At 63.9% G+C, this 16704-nt stretch carries 13 protein-coding genes; all 13 read right to left on the bottom strand.

What is annotated here, in order from left to right; translation table 11 throughout:
• Entirely contained in the window at positions 1-1017 is a 1017-nt protein-coding gene (locus tag M5C71_RS31420) for a class I SAM-dependent methyltransferase (protein WP_248769545.1), read from the bottom strand.
• A 45-nt stretch (positions 1018-1062) separates the two neighbouring features.
• The gene (locus M5C71_RS31415; RefSeq protein WP_248769544.1) at positions 1063-1935 is read right to left on the bottom strand and encodes an oxygenase MpaB family protein; all 873 of its coding nucleotides are present in this window, start codon (positions 1933-1935) and stop codon (positions 1063-1065) included.
• A gap of 46 nt (positions 1936-1981) precedes the next feature.
• The gene (gene acs, locus M5C71_RS31410; protein ID WP_248769543.1) at positions 1982-3919 is read right to left on the bottom strand and encodes an acetate--CoA ligase; all 1938 of its coding nucleotides are present in this window, start codon (positions 3917-3919) and stop codon (positions 1982-1984) included.
• 261 nt (positions 3920-4180) lie between these two features.
• The gene (pgi, locus tag M5C71_RS31405) at positions 4181-5845 is read right to left on the bottom strand and encodes a glucose-6-phosphate isomerase (protein ID WP_103495476.1); all 1665 of its coding nucleotides are present in this window, start codon (positions 5843-5845) and stop codon (positions 4181-4183) included.
• Positions 5846-6093: 248 nt separating this feature from the next.
• Positions 6094-6474 (bottom strand): aspartate 1-decarboxylase, encoded by a 381-nt coding sequence (panD, locus tag M5C71_RS31400; RefSeq protein ID WP_040064140.1) that lies wholly within the window; start codon positions 6472-6474, stop codon positions 6094-6096.
• Between the two features lie 105 nt (positions 6475-6579).
• Complete coding sequence (panC, locus tag M5C71_RS31395; protein WP_152737615.1) at positions 6580-7440, bottom strand: pantoate--beta-alanine ligase; 861 nt, start codon at positions 7438-7440, stop codon at positions 6580-6582.
• Positions 7437-8237 (bottom strand): 3-methyl-2-oxobutanoate hydroxymethyltransferase, encoded by an 801-nt coding sequence (gene panB, locus M5C71_RS31390; protein ID WP_103495474.1) that lies wholly within the window; start codon positions 8235-8237, stop codon positions 7437-7439. Before panB ends, panC begins: the two co-directional genes overlap by 4 nt.
• Positions 8238-8465: 228 nt before the next feature.
• Positions 8466-8957 carry a 2-amino-4-hydroxy-6-hydroxymethyldihydropteridine diphosphokinase gene (gene folK / locus M5C71_RS31385; protein WP_103495473.1) on the bottom strand — a complete coding sequence of 164 codons (492 nt, stop codon included), beginning with the start codon at positions 8955-8957 and terminating at the stop codon, positions 8466-8468.
• A 4-nt stretch (positions 8958-8961) separates the two neighbouring features.
• Positions 8962-10350 carry a polynucleotide adenylyltransferase PcnB gene (locus tag M5C71_RS31380; RefSeq protein ID WP_218226360.1) on the bottom strand — a complete coding sequence of 463 codons (1389 nt, stop codon included), beginning with the start codon at positions 10348-10350 and terminating at the stop codon, positions 8962-8964.
• A 770-nt stretch (positions 10351-11120) separates the two neighbouring features.
• Positions 11121-12557, bottom strand: coding sequence for a sigma-54 dependent transcriptional regulator (locus tag M5C71_RS31375; protein ID WP_248769542.1), 1437 nt, complete (start codon positions 12555-12557; stop codon positions 11121-11123).
• Between the two features lie 22 nt (positions 12558-12579).
• Complete coding sequence (locus M5C71_RS31370) at positions 12580-15534, bottom strand: sensor histidine kinase (RefSeq protein ID WP_247263093.1); 2955 nt, start codon at positions 15532-15534, stop codon at positions 12580-12582.
• The gene (locus M5C71_RS31365) at positions 15518-15694 is read right to left on the bottom strand and encodes a hypothetical protein (RefSeq protein WP_003176118.1); all 177 of its coding nucleotides are present in this window, start codon (positions 15692-15694) and stop codon (positions 15518-15520) included. The genes M5C71_RS31370 and M5C71_RS31365 overlap by 17 nt, the downstream gene beginning before the upstream one ends.
• A 77-nt stretch (positions 15695-15771) precedes the next feature.
• The gene (gene gluQRS / locus M5C71_RS31360; protein WP_103495469.1) at positions 15772-16662 is read right to left on the bottom strand and encodes a tRNA glutamyl-Q(34) synthetase GluQRS; all 891 of its coding nucleotides are present in this window, start codon (positions 16660-16662) and stop codon (positions 15772-15774) included.
• Between the last annotated feature and the right edge of the window lie 42 nt (positions 16663-16704).

Raw genomic sequence — 16704 nt, 5'->3', positions numbered from 1 at the left:
CTACAGGTGCAAAACCAGGGTCTTCAATGGCGGTTGCAGGTCGCGGGAAGGGAAGTCGGCGGCAGGGGCCAGCACTTGCCATTCACGCACCGGACGCCCGGCTTTTTCCGCGCAACGCAGGACCTGTTCGCGCCAGTCTTCCAGGCTGACTTTCGCCAGGTTGTTGCAGCAGATCAGCACGCCGTTGTCGGCGGTCGCCAGCAGGGCCGGCTTGAGCAGGCTCTGGTAGTCGCGCAGCAGGTCGACGGTGCCGAAGGCGCTCTTGGCCCAGGCGGGCGGGTCGAGCAGCACCAGGTCGTACTGGCGCTGTTCCAGGCGCTGGTAGCTGGGCAGCTTCTGCCCGCGCCGCTGGCTGATGGGCAGGCCGGCGAGCTGGCGGATGGCGGGGAAGTAGTCGGATTGGATGAAGTCCATCTCCGGCAGGTGCGGGTTGAGCAGGCCGTTCTCCCGGCCGACCGCCAGGTTGCCTTCGGCGAAGTCCAGGTTGCAGACCTCCCGGGCACCGCCGGCGGCGGCGCTGAGGCCGACGCCGCAGGTGTAGGCGAAGAGGTTCAGCACGCTCTTGCCGGCGCTGTGCTGGCGGACCCAGGCGCGGGCGTTGCGCAGGTCGAGGAACAGCAGTGGGTCCTGGCCGGGGTGACGGCCACGGACGCGGTAGTTCAGGCCGCCCTCATGACCGACCAGGTCGGCGAGGGCGGCTTCGTCGGCGCGATAGACCGGGTCTTCACGATCGATCCGCGAGTTGCCCCTGGAGCGGTCGTTGTAGACCAGCAGGGTGTCCAGTTCCAGATGCTGGTTGATGGCCGCGTGCAGGGCGAGCAGGTCGTCGCGTTCCAGGGTCTGGTGGAAGGTCTGTACCATCAACTGCGGGCCGTAGCGGTCGATGGTCAGGCCGCCGGCACCTTCCTGGCTGCCGTGGAACAGGCGATAGCAATCGGTGCCCTGGCCGTGCAGCTCGGCGAGCAGTGCCTGGCGATGATCGAGGGCGGCGCGCAGCGCCTGGTTCAAGGAAGACATGCTCGGCGCCTTGGGGTCGGATTTGGCGCGGGAGTTTACCAGCCTTCAGGGGATCAGGCCCATGCGGCGTTTGGCGCGCTGGGCGGAACCGTTGCGCATGGCCCAGCGCAACAACCGCGCGCTGCGCTTGACGCCGGCCCGGATGACCTGGCGTTGCAGCGGGTTTTGCGACTGGCCGAGCATCTCGCCGGCCCAGTCCGGCAGCAGGTCGATACCGGCCTGCATCATCAGGCTGCCGAACGGTTGGGCCAGACGACTCGGGGCGGGGGCGGCCAGCAGCAGGCGCAACACTTCGCGGCTGCGGGCATCGCAGAGCAGTTGCGGGCGCATGCGTTGCAGGTAGTCGGCGATGGCCTGGCGTGAGCGGGGTACATCCTGTGCGCCCAGGCGTTCGGCGATCACGGCGATTTCATCGTAGTAGCGGTCCTGGTCCGCCGGCGACAGCTGCGGGTTGCGGTAGCGCAGATGGGCCTTGAGAAAGCTGCTGACCTCGGCCACATGCACCCAGGTCAACAGCTCCGGGTCGCTGGCGGCGTAAGGCCGGCCATCCGGCGCGGTGCCGACCACCTGCAGGTGGATGGTGCGGACCTTGTCGATCAACCACTCGGCGTCCTTGCGCGAGCCGAAGGTGGTCCCGGCAATGAACTGGCTGGTGCGCCGCAAGCGCCCGAGCATGTCCTGGCGAAAGTTCGAATGGTCCCAGACCCCGGCCAGGGCCAGCGGGTGCAGGGCTTGCAGCATCAGCGCGCTGATGCCGCCGATCAGCATGCTGCTGAAGTCGCCATGCACCTGCCAGCTCACCGAGTCCGGGCCGAAGAGGCCGGGGTCGCCCTTGGGGTTTTCCAGGTCGAGCATGCCCAGGGACAGGCCGGTCAGGCTCATAAGCTGGGTTTCGATGCGGCGGCGAAGGAATTCCATGCTGGCTCGGTCAATAGGGCGGCGAACAACGTCCACCGCCCGGGGTTCAGGGATTGAGGCGCTGCTCGATCAGGCCGTCGACCACGCTCGGGTCGGCCAGGGTCGAGGTGTCGCCGAGGCTGTCCAGCTCGTTGCTGGCGATCTTGCGCAGGATACGCCGCATGATCTTGCCCGAGCGGGTTTTCGGCAAGGCCGGGGCCCACTGGATCAGGTCCGGCTTGGCAAAGCTGCCGATTTCCTTGCCGACCAGGGCCAACAGCGCTTTTTTCAGCGTGTCGTCTGCCTCGACGCCTTTCATCGGGGTGACGAAGGCATACAGGCCCTGGCCCTTGAGGTCGTGGGGATAACCGACCACGGCGGCTTCGGCGACGCTGTCATGCAGCACCAGGGCGCTTTCCACTTCGGCGGTGCCGATACGGTGGCCGGAGACGTTGATCACATCATCGATACGACCGGTGATCCAGTAGTCGCCGTCCTCGTCGCGGCGGGCGCCGTCGCCCGTGAAGTAGTAACCGGGGTAGGGCTTGAAATAGGTTTCGAGCATACGCTGCGGGTCGCCATAGACGCTGCGGATCTGCCCCGGCCAACTGCTTTTCAGGGCGAACACGCCGCTGCCGGCGCCACTGATTTCCTGACCTTGCTCATCCAGCAGGACCGGCAGTACGCCGAACATCGGCTGGGTCGCGCAGCCGGGTTTGATCCGGCTGTTGGCGATCAGCGGGGTGAGCATGATGCCGCCGGTCTCGGTCTGCCACCAGGTGTCGACGATGGGGCAGCGTTGCTCGCCGACGGCGTTGAAATACCACTCCCAGGCTTCCGGGTTGATCGGCTCGCCGACACTGCCGAGCAGGCGCAGGCTGGCCCGCGAGGTGTTTTCCAGCGGTGCCGGGCCTTCGCGCATCAGGGCGCGCAGGGCGGTGGGCGCGGTGTAGAAGATATTCACCTGGTGCTTGTCGATGACCTGCCAGAAACGCGAGGAGTCCGGATAGTTCGGCACGCCTTCGTAGATCAGGCTGGTCGCGCCGTTGGCCAGCGGGCCGTAGACGATATAACTGTGGCCGGTGACCCAGCCGACATCGGCGGTGCACCAGAAGACTTCGCCGGGGCGATAGTCGAACACGTACTGGAAGGTCATGGCGACCTGCAGCAGGTAGCCGCCGGTGCTGTGCAATACCCCTTTGGGTTTGCCGGTGCTGCCGGAGGTGTAGAGGATGAACAGCGGGTCTTCGGCGTCCATCGGCTCGCAGGGGCAGTCGGCGCTGATACCGTGCAGGGCTTCGTGGTACCAGAGGTCGCGGTCCGCGACCCAGTTCACCTCGGCCTGGGTGCGTTCCACCACCAGCACGGTGCTGACATTCGGGCAACTGAGCAGCGCCTGGTCGACATTCTGCTTGAGGGGTACGTATTTGCCGCCGCGCACGCCTTCATCGGCGGTGATCACCGTGCGGCAGTCGGCATCGAGGATGCGGTCGCGCAGGGCGTCGGGGGAAAAACCGCCGAAGACCACCGAGTGGATGGCGCCGAGGCGCGCGCAGGCGAGCATGGCGTAGGCGGCTTCGGGAATCATCGGCATGTAGATGCACACCCGGTCGCCTTTCTTCACGCCACGGGCCTTGAGCACATTGGCCAGGCGGCAGACGTTGTGGTGCAGTTTGCGGTAGGTGATCTGCGCCGATTCGCTGGGGTTGTCGCCTTCCCAGACCAGGGCGATCTGGTCGCCACGGCTGTCGAGATGGCGGTCGATGCAGTTATGGCTGACATTCAATTGCGCGCCGGCGAACCAGCTGGCCTGGCCGGTATGCAGGTCCCAGTGCTGGACGCTGTCCCAGGGTCTGGACCAGTCGAGAAAACGTTTGGCCTGTTCGGCCCAGAAGGTATCGGGTTGCTCGATGGACTGGCGGTAGAGGCGCCGGTAGTCGTCCTGACTCAATTGCGCGGCCTGACGCACGGCGTCGGCCTTGGGGAAGGTGCGAAGATCGAACATGGCGTTTCCTTGTTCTTGTCTACGACAAGTCTCAAGGGTGCGCTCTGTTGTGGCGGGGTTCAAGCGGATAAAGAGTCGAACCTGCACCGACTGGCATCCCGGGCCCAGACGCCCGGGATGCCACTGTCTTAACACGGTCCTTGTAGGAGCAGGGCTTGCCCGCGAAGGGGCCTTCGAAGCCGCCAAAAGCTTCGCGGGCAAGCCCTGCTCCTACAGGTTCGGTGGTGTCCCGGGTAGATGGGCCTGCCCGGGAGGCTGCTATCAACCGCGATGACGACCGCGGAAGTAGTTGATCAGGCCCTGGGTCGAAGCATCTTCGGCCGAGGACTCTTCGCTGCCGGTCAGGCGGTTGTAGACGCCCTTGCCCAGTTCCTTGCCCAGCTCCACGCCCCACTGATCGAAGGCGTTGATGCCCCAGATCACGCTCTGCACGAAGACCTTGTGTTCGTACATCGCCACCAGGGCGCCGAGACGACGCGGGCTGATACGCTCGACCACCAGGGTGTTGCTCGGACGGTTGCCCGGGATCACCTTGTGCGGTGCCAGTTTCTGCACCTCGGCTTCGCTCAGGCCCTTGTCACGCAGCTCGCGTTCCGCTTCGTCGCGGGTCTTGCCGAGCATCAGCGCCTGGCTCTGGGACAGGCAGTTGGCGTACAGCCACTGATGGTGGTCGGCAACCGGGTTGAAGCTGACGATCGGCACGATAAAGTCGGCCGGGATCAACTGGGTGCCCTGGTGCAGCAACTGGTGGTATGCATGCTGGCCGTTGCAGCCGACGCCGCCCCAGATCACCGGACCGGTATCGGTGGACACCGGCGTGCCGTCCTGGCGCACGCTCTTGCCGTTGGATTCCATGTCCAGCTGCTGCAGGTGCTTGGTGATGTTGCGCAGGTAGTGGTCGTACGGCAGGATCGCATGGCTCTGCGCACCCCAGAAGTTGCCGTACCAGACACCCAGCAGGGCCAGCAGCACCGGCATGTTCTGTTCGAACGGCGCGGTCTGGAAATGCTGGTCCATGGTGTAGGCACCGGACAGCAGCTCCTTGAAGTTCGACATGCCGATGGCCAGGGCGATCGGCAAGCCGATGGCCGACCACAGCGAGTAACGCCCGCCGACCCAGTCCCACATCGGGAAGATGTTCTCTTCACGGATGCCGAAGGCCACGGCCGCGGCGTTGTTGCTCGAGACCGCGATGAAGTGCTTGTACAGCTCCGCTTCGGAGCCGCCCTGGGCCAGGTACCAGTCACGGGCGGCACGGGCGTTCTTCAGGGTTTCAAGGGTGGTGAAGGTTTTCGACGAGACGATGAACAGGGTGGTCTCGGCGCGGATCTTCGCCGACAGCTCATGGAACTCACTGCCATCGATATTCGCCAGGTAATGGCAGCGCACACCTTTATGGGCGTAGGACAGCAACGCCTCGGACACCAGCTCCGGCCCCAGGAACGAACCACCGATACCGATGTTCACCACGTCGGTGATCGGTTTTTCGCTGTAGCCGCGCCACAGGCCGTCGTGGATTTTTCCGACCAGCTCGGTCATCTGGTTCAGCACTTTGTGCACGTCGGGCATCACGTTGACGCCGTTGACCGAGAGCTTGTCGCCCACCGGGCGGCGCAGGGCGGTGTGCAGGGCCGGGCGACCTTCGGAGGCGTTGACCAGTTCACCGGCAAACAGCGACTTGATCGCGCCTTGCAGGTCGACTTCATTGGCCAGGCCCACCAGCAGGTTGCGGGTTTCCTGGGTGATCAGGTTCTTGGAGTAGTCGAGGAACAACCCGCAGCTGCTGAGGGTGAACTGATTGAAGCGCTGCGGATCGGCATTGAAAGCTTCGCGCATGCTGAAATCGTGCATGTTGTCGCGGTGTTGGTTCAGCGCCTGCCAGGCGGGCAGGGTGGTCACGTCGTGAGGAGTGCGGTAGTACGCCATCGCTGCGGGTTTCCTTTTACGAGAGCTGCCTTTTGGACATTTGGCTTTTTGGACACCAGAAACGCCGGAACGTCCTGCTTTTGTCTCTGGCAGTGTCCGGCAACCTGCATCAGCACGGTTGAATGAGGCAGGGGCGATTACAGTACCGCTCGCGCCTGCATCTGTCTTGGCTTTGTCTGACCTTTACTCGGTACTTTTTCGCACTCTCGGGGACGAAAGGCGTTTTCGCGTATACGTTTGGATGGTGATCAGGCGACCTGCACCGGAATCGAGTGGCTGGTGTGGCTCAGTTCGTTGCCCGGGGCCATGTACAGCATGCGCGGTTTGAAATCCACCAGTTCGGCTTCGCTGTAATGGGCGTAGGCGCAGATGATCACCCGGTCGCCGACGCCGGCCTTGTGGGCGGCGGCACCGTTGACCGAGATGATCCGCGAGCCTTCCTCGCCGCGAATGGCGTAGGTGGTGAAACGCTCGCCGTTGTCGACGTTGTAGATCTGGATCTGTTCGTATTCACGGATCCCGGCCAGGTCCAGCCACTCGCCGTCGATGGCGCAGGAACCTTCGTAATCGAGCACCGCGTGGGTGACTTCGGCGCGATGCAGTTTGGCTTTGAGCATGATGGCGTGCATGGGGTGTTTCCTCGGTCGGATCCTCGTGCGGCGCCACGCATGTGTGCTGCGTGGCGCCGGGCGGCGGCAGTTTGCCCGAAGCCGTGGGGCCGGGCAATCGGGCGGTCAGGCCGGGCTGTCGAGGTTCAGGTGCAGGTTGTCGATCAGGCGCGTGGTGCCGAGGAAGGCGGCGACCAGGATCACCAGGTCACGGTCCTCGGGCGTCGCCGGGCGCAGGTTCAGGGCGTGGCGGATTTCCAGGTAGTCGGGCCGGAAGCCGGCGCTTTCGATCTGCCGGGTCTGTTCGGCCAGTAGCTTGGGGTAGTCGCGTTCGCCCTGTTCGATGGCCTCGGCGATCTGCTTCAGGCTGCGATACAGCGCGGGTGCCTTGGCCCGCTGTTGTTCGTCGAGAAAGCCGTTGCGCGAGGACAGCGCCAGGCCGTCGGCGGCGCGCACGGTGGGTTCGCCGATGATCTGGATCGGCATGTTCAGGTCATGCACCAACTGCCGGATCACCGCCAGTTGCTGGAAGTCTTTCTGACCGAACACCGCCAGGTCCGGCTGGACCATGTTGAACAGCTTGCTGACCACGGTCGCCACGCCTTCGAAATGCCCGGGACGGCTGGCGCCGCACAGGCCTTCGGAGAGCTGCGGGACGCTGACGCGGGTCTGGCCGCCCATGCCGCCGGGGTACATTTCCTCGACGCTGGGGGCGAACAGCAGATGGCAGCCGGCCTGGAGCAGTTTTTCCTGGTCGGCGGCGAGGGTCCGTGGGTACTTGTCTAGGTCTTCGTTGGCGCCGAATTGCAGCGGGTTGACGAAAATGCTCGCCACCACGAAGTCCGCCCGTTGCGCAGCCTTGGTCACCAGGGCCGCGTGGCCGCTGTGCAGGTTGCCCATGGTCGGTACGAAACCGATGCGCTTGCCTTCGCCGCGGGCGCGCGCCACGGCGGCGCGCAGTTCGAGAACGGTCTTGACTGTGTTCATGCACTGAATCCGTGTTCGATCCCAGGGAAAGTGACGGCCTTGACCTCACTGACGTAGGCACTCAGGGCGCCATGCAGGCTGTCCTGGCCGGCCATGAAGTTCTTCACGAACTTGGGCACGCGACCGCTGATGGACAGGCCGAGCATGTCGTGCAGGACCAGGACCTGGCCGTCGGTGGCGCTGCCGGCACCGATGCCGATCACCGGGACCTTCACCGCCTGGGTGATTTCCGCGGCCAGTTCGCTCGGCACGCATTCAAGCAGGATCATGGCCGCGCCGGCCTGTTCCAGGGCGATGGCGTCGGCGCGCATCTGCCGGGCCTGGGCTTCGCCGCGGCCCTGGACCTTGTAGCCGCCGAAGATGTTCACCGACTGTGGGGTCAGGCCCATGTGCACGCACACCGGGACGCCGCGTTCGGCCAACTGGCGGATGGATTCGGCGAGCCAGGCGGCGCCTTCGACCTTGACCATATGCGCACCGGCCTGCATCAACAGGCCGCTGTTGTGAAAGGTCTGCTCGAGGGTGGCGTAGGCCATGAACGGCAGGTCGGCAATGATGAAGGCCCCCTGGTTGCCGCGTTTGACACTGGCCGTGTGATAGCAGATATCGGCGACGGTAACGGGCAGCGTGCTGTCATGCCCTTGGGTAACCATGCCCAGCGAATCGCCGATCAGCAGCACTTCGACACCGGCCGCGCAGCTGGCGTGGGCGAAGGTGGCGTCGTAGCAGGTCAGCATGGTGATTTTTTCACCCTTTTGCTTGAGGCCTTGCAGGGTGGTCAGGGTAATGTCTGGCATGAAAAAGTCCTCATTAGGCGCCGTGCAAATGACTGCGAGTAACGCGCGTGATTCGTCGTGTATACAGGCGCACGTTCTGATGTCGTGCTTGCAAAGCCTGGATTGCGCCCTTCAAACGCCGCAGAGGCGGCAACGGGACGCCTATAGTCGTGAGGAGAACTGGGGAAGTCAATCGTGTGTGTTACCGCAATGTTACGCCGGGAGTGTTACCGGCGTAACTGATGCGATTCAGCAGTGGGAGGGCTGCAGGCGTTCCAGGCCGACGAACGGGCAATCCGCCAGCAGCGCCTTGAGGCTGCGGCCATCGGCCAGCTGCAAATCTGCCGGAGCCAGTTCCGCCAGGGGGTAGAGCACGAACGCCCGGGCCTGCATATGGTAATGCGGGACTTTCAGGCGCGGCTCGTCGATCAGCCGCTCACCGAACAGCAGGATATCCAGGTCAAGGGTACGCGGCCCCCAGCGCTCATGCCGTTCGCGACCCTGGTCGATTTCGATGGCTTGCAGCGCATCCAGCAGCGCCAGGGGCGTCAGGTCGCTGTCGAGGGCGACGACGGCATTGGTGTAGCGCGGCTGACCGGGCAGCAGCGAATCGCTCTGGTAGAACGCGGAAACGCCCGCCAGCACGGTGTCGGGCAGTTGCCCCAGGGCCTGGACGGCGTTGCGCAATTGCTCCGCCGGGTCCGCCAGGTTGCTGCCCAGCCCGATATACACGTGTTCCATCGACTTACTCGTCCGTACCGGCGGCACGCTTGCGCTTGCCGGCGGTGCTGCGTCGACGTTTGCGCGGACCGCTGCCGGTACCGTCGTCCTTGCTGCCCAGGTCACGGATCATGTCGCGTCGACCGGCATCATTGGCATCCTGGTAGTCCGTCCACCATTCGCCCAGGCCATCGGTCTCTTCGCCGGCGGTTTCGCGCAGCAGCAGGAAGTCGTAGCCGGCGCGGAAGCGTGGGTTGTCCAGCAACAGGTCGGCACGTTTGCCGCTGCGCCGTGGCAGGCGTTCCTGCATATCCCAGATTTCGCGGATCGGCAGGGTGAAGCGCTTTGGAATCGCAATGCGCTGGCACTGTTCGCTGATCAACTCGTGGGCGGCTTCCTGCATCGCCGGAATCGGCGGCATGCCCTTCGCCTGCAAACGCAATACCCGGCCAGGCAGGGCCGGCCAGAGCAGCGCGGCAAACAGGAACGCCGGAGTGACCGGCTTGTTCTGCTGGATACGCAGGTCGGTGTTGATCAAGGCTTCGCTGATCAGCGTGTGGGTGTAGGTCGGGTTGTGTTCCAGGGCCTCGAAACTGGCCGGGAACAGCGGTTCGAACAACTTGAGGTCGACCAGCATTTCGAAGGTGTCGGCGGCATATCCCGAGAGGAACAGCTTGAGCACTTCTTCGAACAGGCGCGCCGACGGGATCTCGCGGAGCATCGGTGCCAGCTTGCGAATCGGCGCGACGGTGTGCTTCTCGATGCCGAAGTCCAGCTTGGCGGCGAAACGCACGGCCCGCAGCATCCGTACCGGGTCTTCCTGGTAACGCTGGGTCGGGTCGCCGATCAGGCGGATCAGGCGGTTGCGGATATCGTGCACGCCGTTGGCGTAGTCGAGGATGCGTTCGCTGACCGGATCGTAATACAGGGCGTTGATGGTGAAGTCGCGGCGCTGGGCGTCGTCTTCGAGGGTGCCGTAGACGTTGTCGCGCAGAATCCGCCCGCTTTCGTTACGCGAGGACTGATTGCTGTCCTCGTCTTCGTCCTGCGGGTGGTTGGCGCGAAAGGTCGCGACCTCGATGATTTCGCGACCGAAGTGGATATGCACCAGCTTGAAGCGACGACCGATGATCCGGGCGTTGCGGAATTCGGCGCGGATCTGTTCCGGCGTGGCGCTGGTGGCGACGTCGAAATCCTTGGGCGTGATATTGAGCAGCATGTCGCGCACGCAACCGCCGACCAGATAGGCCTGGTAGCCGGCATTCTGCAGGCGTTCGACGATATTCACCGCATACCGGCTGAACTGGGCCTTTTGCAGCGAGTGTTGGCTGCTGTTGAGCACTTCAGGGGTGCTGCGTTTATGTTGCGTTCGACGCGAGGGAGAACGTAATGACTGGAACAGCTTCTTCAGCATGGGAGGCACTGTTTGAAGGAATATTCGGCCACCTCAAAGAATGACCGCACGATGGGCGAGGATTCTAGCATTTAGTCGAGGGATGGTGTAGGAAGCCGCCGCAGTATCGGCCAGGGACCCTGCAGAGGGCCTGTTGCAGGCGTTGCGAAGGCTGCCAATCAATCAATCGAGGGGAGGCGTGGTGCGGGCGGGTCGGTATCGCGGAAACTACAAGGGGAGCCGAAGCTCCCCCAGAAGTAGTTGCGTGCTCTATTTTTATTATGGTTTCGGGCTTCTTGTTTTTGTTGATCGCCCTGTGCCACTAGGCTTCAAGCCAGTGGGCTCTCCCAATCGGGAGCCAAGAGCAAACGGATTGCTTTGATCGCTGCAGTGTAATGATCCAGAGGATCCAACCAGTTCAGGCGCTGCTTTGAGGGCAGTTTTTGTTGTTCTCGGCCTGGTCGCGGGGCAAGCCCCAATTACAGTACTTCTCCAAAAGAATCAGTTAGCTACGCCTCTCGCCGTGTTGTTTTTATTGTGCGTGAGTCGATACGTCTTGTTTTTATTGTCTGGTGCAGTGCTTGTTATTGTTCTTGTACCAAAGCTATAGCAGGTGCCGTGCCAACTTTTTCGAAACCCCGTAAACATTGGGTTTTCCCGAGAAAATGGTTTTTTTCAGGCGAAAAAAAACCGGATCTTCGTTACCGATAGACCCGGCTTTTGTTACGTGAAAATCCCGGGGTAACAGTTTTTTCACAAGGTGCGGTGTTACCTGTGGAGGCGCCCCCGGCTCAGCTCTCGCTGGCCACCCCGGTCTTGCGCCGTGGAATGCCCAGGCGCTGGCGCCGTTCCCACAGGCACTTGCGGCTGACCCCGAGTTTGCGTGCCAGCTCGGTCTCGGTCATATGGTCCTGGTGCTCGAGGACGAAGTGCTGGAAGTAGTCTTCCAGTGACAGGTCCTCGGTCGGCTCATGGCTGGCGTTACTGGCGCTGGCCTGCTGCGGCGCCAGGCCGATGAATTCTTCCTCTTCCAGATCCCCGAGCTCGATGTCGATGCCCAGCAGGTCGGCGGAAATTTCCGGGCTTTCGCACAGGATCACCGCGCGCTCGACCGCATTCTCCAGTTCACGGACGTTACCCGGCCAGGAGTAATGGCGAATGGCTTGCTCGGCGTCGGGAGCGAAGCGCAGGTCGGTACGACCCACCCGTGCGCTCTGGCGGGCGAGGAAAGCATTGGCGATCTCGTTGACGTCGGCGCCGCGCTCGCGCAAGGCCGGCAGCTTCAGGGCGATCACGTGCAGGCGGTAGTAAAGGTCTTCGCGGAACTGGCCGATCTTGGCCAGGCTCTTGAGGTCGCGGTGGGTCGCGGCGATCAGGCGCACATCGACTTTCTGCGACTGCACCGAGCCGACCCGGCGGATCTCGCCTTCCTGCAATACCCGCAGCAGGCGTGCCTGGGCTTCGAGGGGCAGCTCGCCGATTTCGTCGAGGAACAGCGTGCCGCCGTCCGCCGCTTCCACCAGGCCGGCGCGACCGGCGCTGGCCCCGGTGAAGGCGCCTTTTTCGTGGCCGAACAGTTCGGATTCGATCAGGCTTTCGGGAATCGCCGCGCAGTTGACCGAGATCATCGGCGCCTTGGCGCGCTTGGACAGGTTGTGCAGGGCGCGGGCCACCAGCTCCTTGCCGGTACCCGACTCGCCCTGGACCAGGACGTTGGAGTCGGTGGGCGCGACTTTGCGGATCTTGCTGTAGAGGTCCTGCATCGGCGGACAGGAGCCGATGATGCCGATTTCGCCATTGGTGTTGTTGGCACCGGCTTTTTCCGCCGCGCCATTGCCCTTGCCGGCGACTTTCTCGGCCGGCGCGCCTTGGTTGCCCTGGCGATCACGGAGGATGCGGGCCACGGCCTGGAGCATCTCGTCGTGGTCGAACGGCTTGGCGATGTAGTCCACCGCGCCCATCTTCATCGAGTCCACGGCCGAGCGCAGGCTGGCGTAGCTGGTCATGATCAGCACGGGGGTGCCCTGGCCGAGCTTGATCAGCTCGGTGCCGGGAGCGCCGGGCAGGCGCAGGTCGCTGACGATCAGGTCGAACGAGGGGATACTGAAACGTTCCTGGGCTTCCTGCACCGAACCGGCTTCGCTGACCTGGTACTGATTACGTTCCAGCAGGCGACGCAGGGCGGAGCGGATAATGGTTTCGTCTTCGACGATCAGAATGTGCGGCATTGATTCGGTTCTCTCGACGGTCTCAGTTCACAGCGGACGTCGCTTCGACATGACGCGGCAGGGTGACCCGGATACGGGTGCCACGTTGGCTTTGGATGTCAGCCGGGCTGTCGATGGTGATTTGTCCATAATGCTCTTCAACGATGGAATAGACCAGAGCAAGGCCCAGACCGGTGCCCTCGCCTGGATCCTTGGTGGTGAAGAAGGGTTCGAACAATCGGTCCATGATGTTCTTCGGGATACCCGTGCCTTCGTCCTCGACGATCAGGTCGACGGTGTGTTCGAAAGCTTCGCTCTTGACCCGCACCGCACCACCCGCGGGTGAGGCGTCTCGGGCATTGGAAAGCAGGTTGATGAGCACCTGGGCCAGGCGTTGGGAATCGCCGTCGACCCAGTGCTCGGGATCGCACAGGTTGAAGAACTGTACTTCGAAGTTGCGCCGGTTCAAGGCCAGCAGACCAATGGCATCCTGGGCGACCTCGGCCAGACAGACGGCTTCGTCGTTGTGCTGGTGACTGCCGGCGTGGGCGAAGCTCATCAGCGACTGGACGATGCGCGAGACGCGTTTGGTCTGTTCGAGGATCTGCCCGCTGATTTCGGTCAGTTCGCTGTCGTCCTCGCGCTCTTCGCGCAGGTTCTGCGCCAGGCAGGCGATGCCGGTGATCGGGTTGCCGATCTCGTGGGCCACGCCGGCCGCCAGCCGACCGATGCTCGCCAGCCGCTCGGAGTGCACCAGCTTGTCTTCGAGCATCTGGGTTTCGGTGAGGTCCTCGACCAGCAGCACCAGGCCGCTGTTGCCCGGCGCCAGTGGCTCGTCGATGGCGGCCTTGTGCAGGTTCAGCCAGCGGGTCTGGCCGTCGAGGGCCAGGTGCTGTTTGTGCAGGTGTTCGTCGGGCAGGTTGATAAAACCCTGCAGCAAATCCTTCCACGGCTCGCCGAGGGTGCCCAGGCGTGAGCCGACCACGCGTTGCGCGGCGACCCCGGTGAGCTCTTCCATGGCCTTGTTCCACATCAGGATCTCCTGGTCCTTGGCCAACGAACAGACGCCCATCGGCAGTTCCTGCAGGGTCTGGCGGTGGTAGCGGCGCAGGGCGTCGAGTTCGGCGGCAAGGCCGGTGAGACGCGAGTGGTAGTCTTCCAGGCGGCTTTCGATGAAGTGGATGTCTTCGGTGACATAGCTTTCGCCACCGGCCTTGTAGGGCAGGAAGGTTTCCACCATGTCCTGGGCCACGCTCGGGCCCATCAGCCCGGACAGGTTGGCTTCAATGCGGTCACGCAGGCGGCGCAGGGCGTAGGGGCGACGCTCGTCGAAGGGCAGGTAGAGATCGCGCAGGGCCTGTTCGACCTCTTTCTGCGCGGCCTTGGCCCCCAGCGGCTTGGCCAGCTGGGTAGCGAATTCCTGCGGAGAGGCGGCGTGCAGCTCGCGGCGTTGCGGGCGCCGCACGTTGTCCACCGCGCAGGCTTCGGCGGCGCTGGCCTCTTCGGGGCTGGCACTGGTGAACAGCGAGATCAGGGTGAACATCAGCACGTTGGCCGCCAGGGAGGCGATGGCCGCCATATGCCAGCTGGTGTCGTCGAGCACATAGATCATGTTCAGCAGCGGCACATAGAAGCCCTGCAGATTGCCGACCAACGGCAGCAGCATGGTCACCAGCCAGACCAGGATCCCCGCCAGCAGGCCGGCAATGAAACCACGCCGGTTGGCGGTCGGCCAGTACAGCACCGAGAGCACGCCGGGGAGGAATTGCAGGGTCGCGACGAAGGCGACGATGCCGAGGTTGGCGAGATCCTGCTCGGCGCCCAGCAGCAGGTAGAAACCATAGCCGGCCATGATGATGGCAACGATCAGGGCACGGCGCGTCCACTTCAGCCAGCGATAGATATTGCCTTCGGCCGGCGGCTGGTAGAGCGGCAGCACCAGGTGGTTCAGGGCCATGCCCGAGAGCGCCAGGGTGGTGACGATAATCAGCCCGCTGGCGGCCGAGAGTCCGCCGACGTAGGCCAGCAGGGCCAGGGCCTCGTTGTTGGCGGCAATGCCGATGCCGAGGGTGAAGTATTCCGGGTTGGTGGTGGCGCCGAGCTTGAGTCCGGCCCAGAGAATCAGCGGCACCGCCAGGCTCATCAGCAGCAGGAACAGCGGCAGGCCCCAGCTGGCGCTCACCAGGGAGCGCGGGTTGAGGTTCTCGGTGAAGGTCATGTGATACATGTGCGGCATCACAATGGCCGAGGCGAAGAACACCAGCAGCAGGGTGCGCCACGGACCTTCCTGCAACGGCGTGTGCAGCGCGGCCAGGGCGGTCTGGTTCTGCAGCAGCCAGAGCTCGAGCTGCTGCGGGCCGTCGAACACTCCGTACAAGGCGTAGAGGCCAACCCCGCCGATGGCGATCAGCTTGATCACCGACTCGAAGGCAATGGCGAACACCAGGCCTTCGTGTTTTTCCCGGGTGGCGATATGCCGCGAGCCGAAGAAGATGGTGAACAGGCTGATCAGCGCGCAGAAGCTCAGGGCTACCCGGTGCTGCACCGGTTCGCGGGTGAGGATGCCGATGGAGTCGGCCACCGCCTGGATCTGCAACGCCAGCAGCGGCAGCACGCCGATCAGCATGAATACCGTGGTCAGGGCGCCGGCCCAGGTGCTGCGGAAGCGGAAGGCGAACAGGTCGGCCAGGGACGAGAGCTGGTAGGTGCGGGTGATCTTCAGGATCGGGTAGAGCAGCACCGGCGCCAGCAGGAAGGCGCCGGAAACCCCGAGGTAACTGGAGAGAAAGCCGTAGCCGTACTGGTAGGCCAGGCCCACCGTGCCATAAAACGCCCAGGCACTGGCGTAGACGCCCAGGGACAGGGTGTAGGTCAGCGGGTGGCGGATGATCGAGCGTGGGATCACCCCGCGTTCACTGATCCAGGCCACGCCGAACAACGCCAGCAGGTACGCGGCGCTGATCAGCAGCATCTGGGTCAGGCTAAAGCTCATCGGCATCTTTTTGGCTCTGCAGGATGAAGGTCACGACGATCAGGATCAGCCAGAGCAGATAAGGGCGATACCAGGCGCCGGTGGCGTCGATCCACCAGTCCATGATGGCCGGCGAGAACAGGTAGATCCCGACCACCAGCAGCAGGACCAAGCGATAGATGTACATCCCGGCCTCTCTTTATTGTGTGCGTGCCCGAAAACGTGCGGCGATGGTAACGGATGGGCGCCAACCTGCAAGGGGCGTCAGTGCAATTGCGCTTCGGCCAGGGTGGCTGTCCTGGGAATCAGTGTGGCATCCCAATGGCCGATACCCCAGTCCAGCACCTCCCGCGGCGTGCCCTGTTCCAGTGCGGCGGGCGGGTGTTGCCCCAGTGTACGCAGGGCGCGCATCAGCAAGGGTGTCGCCTGGTCGGCTGCCAGCGGCGGCGAGCGGTAGGACTTGCCGAGTTTGTGGCCATCCGGCTGGATGATCAGCGGCACGTGCAGGTAACGCGGCTGCGGCAGTCCGAGCAGCTCCTGCAGGTAGAGCTGGCGTGGCGTGGAGTCCAGCAGGTCGGCGCCGCGGACGATATCGGTCACCCCTTGCCAGGCGTCGTCCAGCACCACCGCCAGTTGGTAGGCGTAGAGCCCGTCGCGGCGGCGGATCACAAAATCGCCGGCCTCACGGCCCAGATGCTGCTGGAACGAACCTTGTACCCGGTCTTCAAAGCGATAGCTCAGCTCCGGCACACGCAGGCGAATGGCGGCATTCTCGATGCCGTGGCCGAGATTGCGGCACAAACCCGGGTAGATCCCCAGGTAGGGCTCCAACTCCTTGCGCGAGCAGGTGCAGGCGTAGGCCAGGCCCTGGCTGAACAGGCGCTCGAGGACCTGGGCATAGGCGTCGTGACGTTCGCTCTGGCGGACCAGTTCGCCGTCCCATTCGAAGCCGTAGCGTTGCAGGGTATCGAGGATCGAGGCCTGGGCGCCGGGTTCTTCGCGCGGCGGGTCGAGGTCTTCCATGCGCAGCAGCCAGCGTCCGCCGACCGAGCGGGCGTCGAGGTACGAGGCCAGGGCGGCGACCAGTGAACCGAAATGCAGGTGGCCGCTGGGCGTGGGGGCGAAGCGTCCGATATAGGCGGGGGTGGCAGTCATGGTTCGGATATTACTGGAGAATCCGTAGGCGATAAGCCGCGT

The organism is Pseudomonas sp. MWU12-2345, from assembly GCF_023242385.1.
GTDB lineage: Bacteria > Pseudomonadota > Gammaproteobacteria > Pseudomonadales > Pseudomonadaceae > Aquipseudomonas > Aquipseudomonas gingeri_D.
This window is presented reverse-complemented; position numbering and strand designations above follow the sequence as displayed.

Excerpts from the sequence above, each read along its gene's own strand:
- M5C71_RS31420 (WP_248769545.1), bottom strand. The coding sequence starts at position 1,017 with ATGTCTTCCTTGAACCAGGCGCTGCGCGCCGCCCTCGATCATCGCCAG.
- M5C71_RS31415 (WP_248769544.1), bottom strand. The coding sequence starts at position 1,935 with ATGGAATTCCTTCGCCGCCGCATCGAAACCCAGCTTATGAGCCTGACC.
- acs (WP_248769543.1), bottom strand. The coding sequence starts at position 3,919 with ATGTTCGATCTTCGCACCTTCCCCAAGGCCGACGCCGTGCGTCAGGCC.
- pgi (WP_103495476.1), bottom strand. The coding sequence starts at position 5,845 with ATGGCGTACTACCGCACTCCTCACGACGTGACCACCCTGCCCGCCTGG.
- panD (WP_040064140.1), bottom strand. The coding sequence starts at position 6,474 with ATGCACGCCATCATGCTCAAAGCCAAACTGCATCGCGCCGAAGTCACC.
- panC (WP_152737615.1), bottom strand. The coding sequence starts at position 7,440 with ATGAACACAGTCAAGACCGTTCTCGAACTGCGCGCCGCCGTGGCGCGC.
- panB (WP_103495474.1), bottom strand. The coding sequence starts at position 8,237 with ATGCCAGACATTACCCTGACCACCCTGCAAGGCCTCAAGCAAAAGGGT.
- folK (WP_103495473.1), bottom strand. The coding sequence starts at position 8,957 with ATGGAACACGTGTATATCGGGCTGGGCAGCAACCTGGCGGACCCGGCG.
- M5C71_RS31380 (WP_218226360.1), bottom strand. The coding sequence starts at position 10,350 with ATGCTGAAGAAGCTGTTCCAGTCATTACGTTCTCCCTCGCGTCGAACG.
- M5C71_RS31375 (WP_248769542.1), bottom strand. The coding sequence starts at position 12,557 with ATGCCGCACATTCTGATCGTCGAAGACGAAACCATTATCCGCTCCGCC.
- M5C71_RS31370 (WP_247263093.1), bottom strand. The coding sequence starts at position 15,534 with ATGCCGATGAGCTTTAGCCTGACCCAGATGCTGCTGATCAGCGCCGCG.
- M5C71_RS31365 (WP_003176118.1), bottom strand. The coding sequence starts at position 15,694 with ATGTACATCTATCGCTTGGTCCTGCTGCTGGTGGTCGGGATCTACCTG.
- gluQRS (WP_103495469.1), bottom strand. The coding sequence starts at position 16,662 with ATGACTGCCACCCCCGCCTATATCGGACGCTTCGCCCCCACGCCCAGC.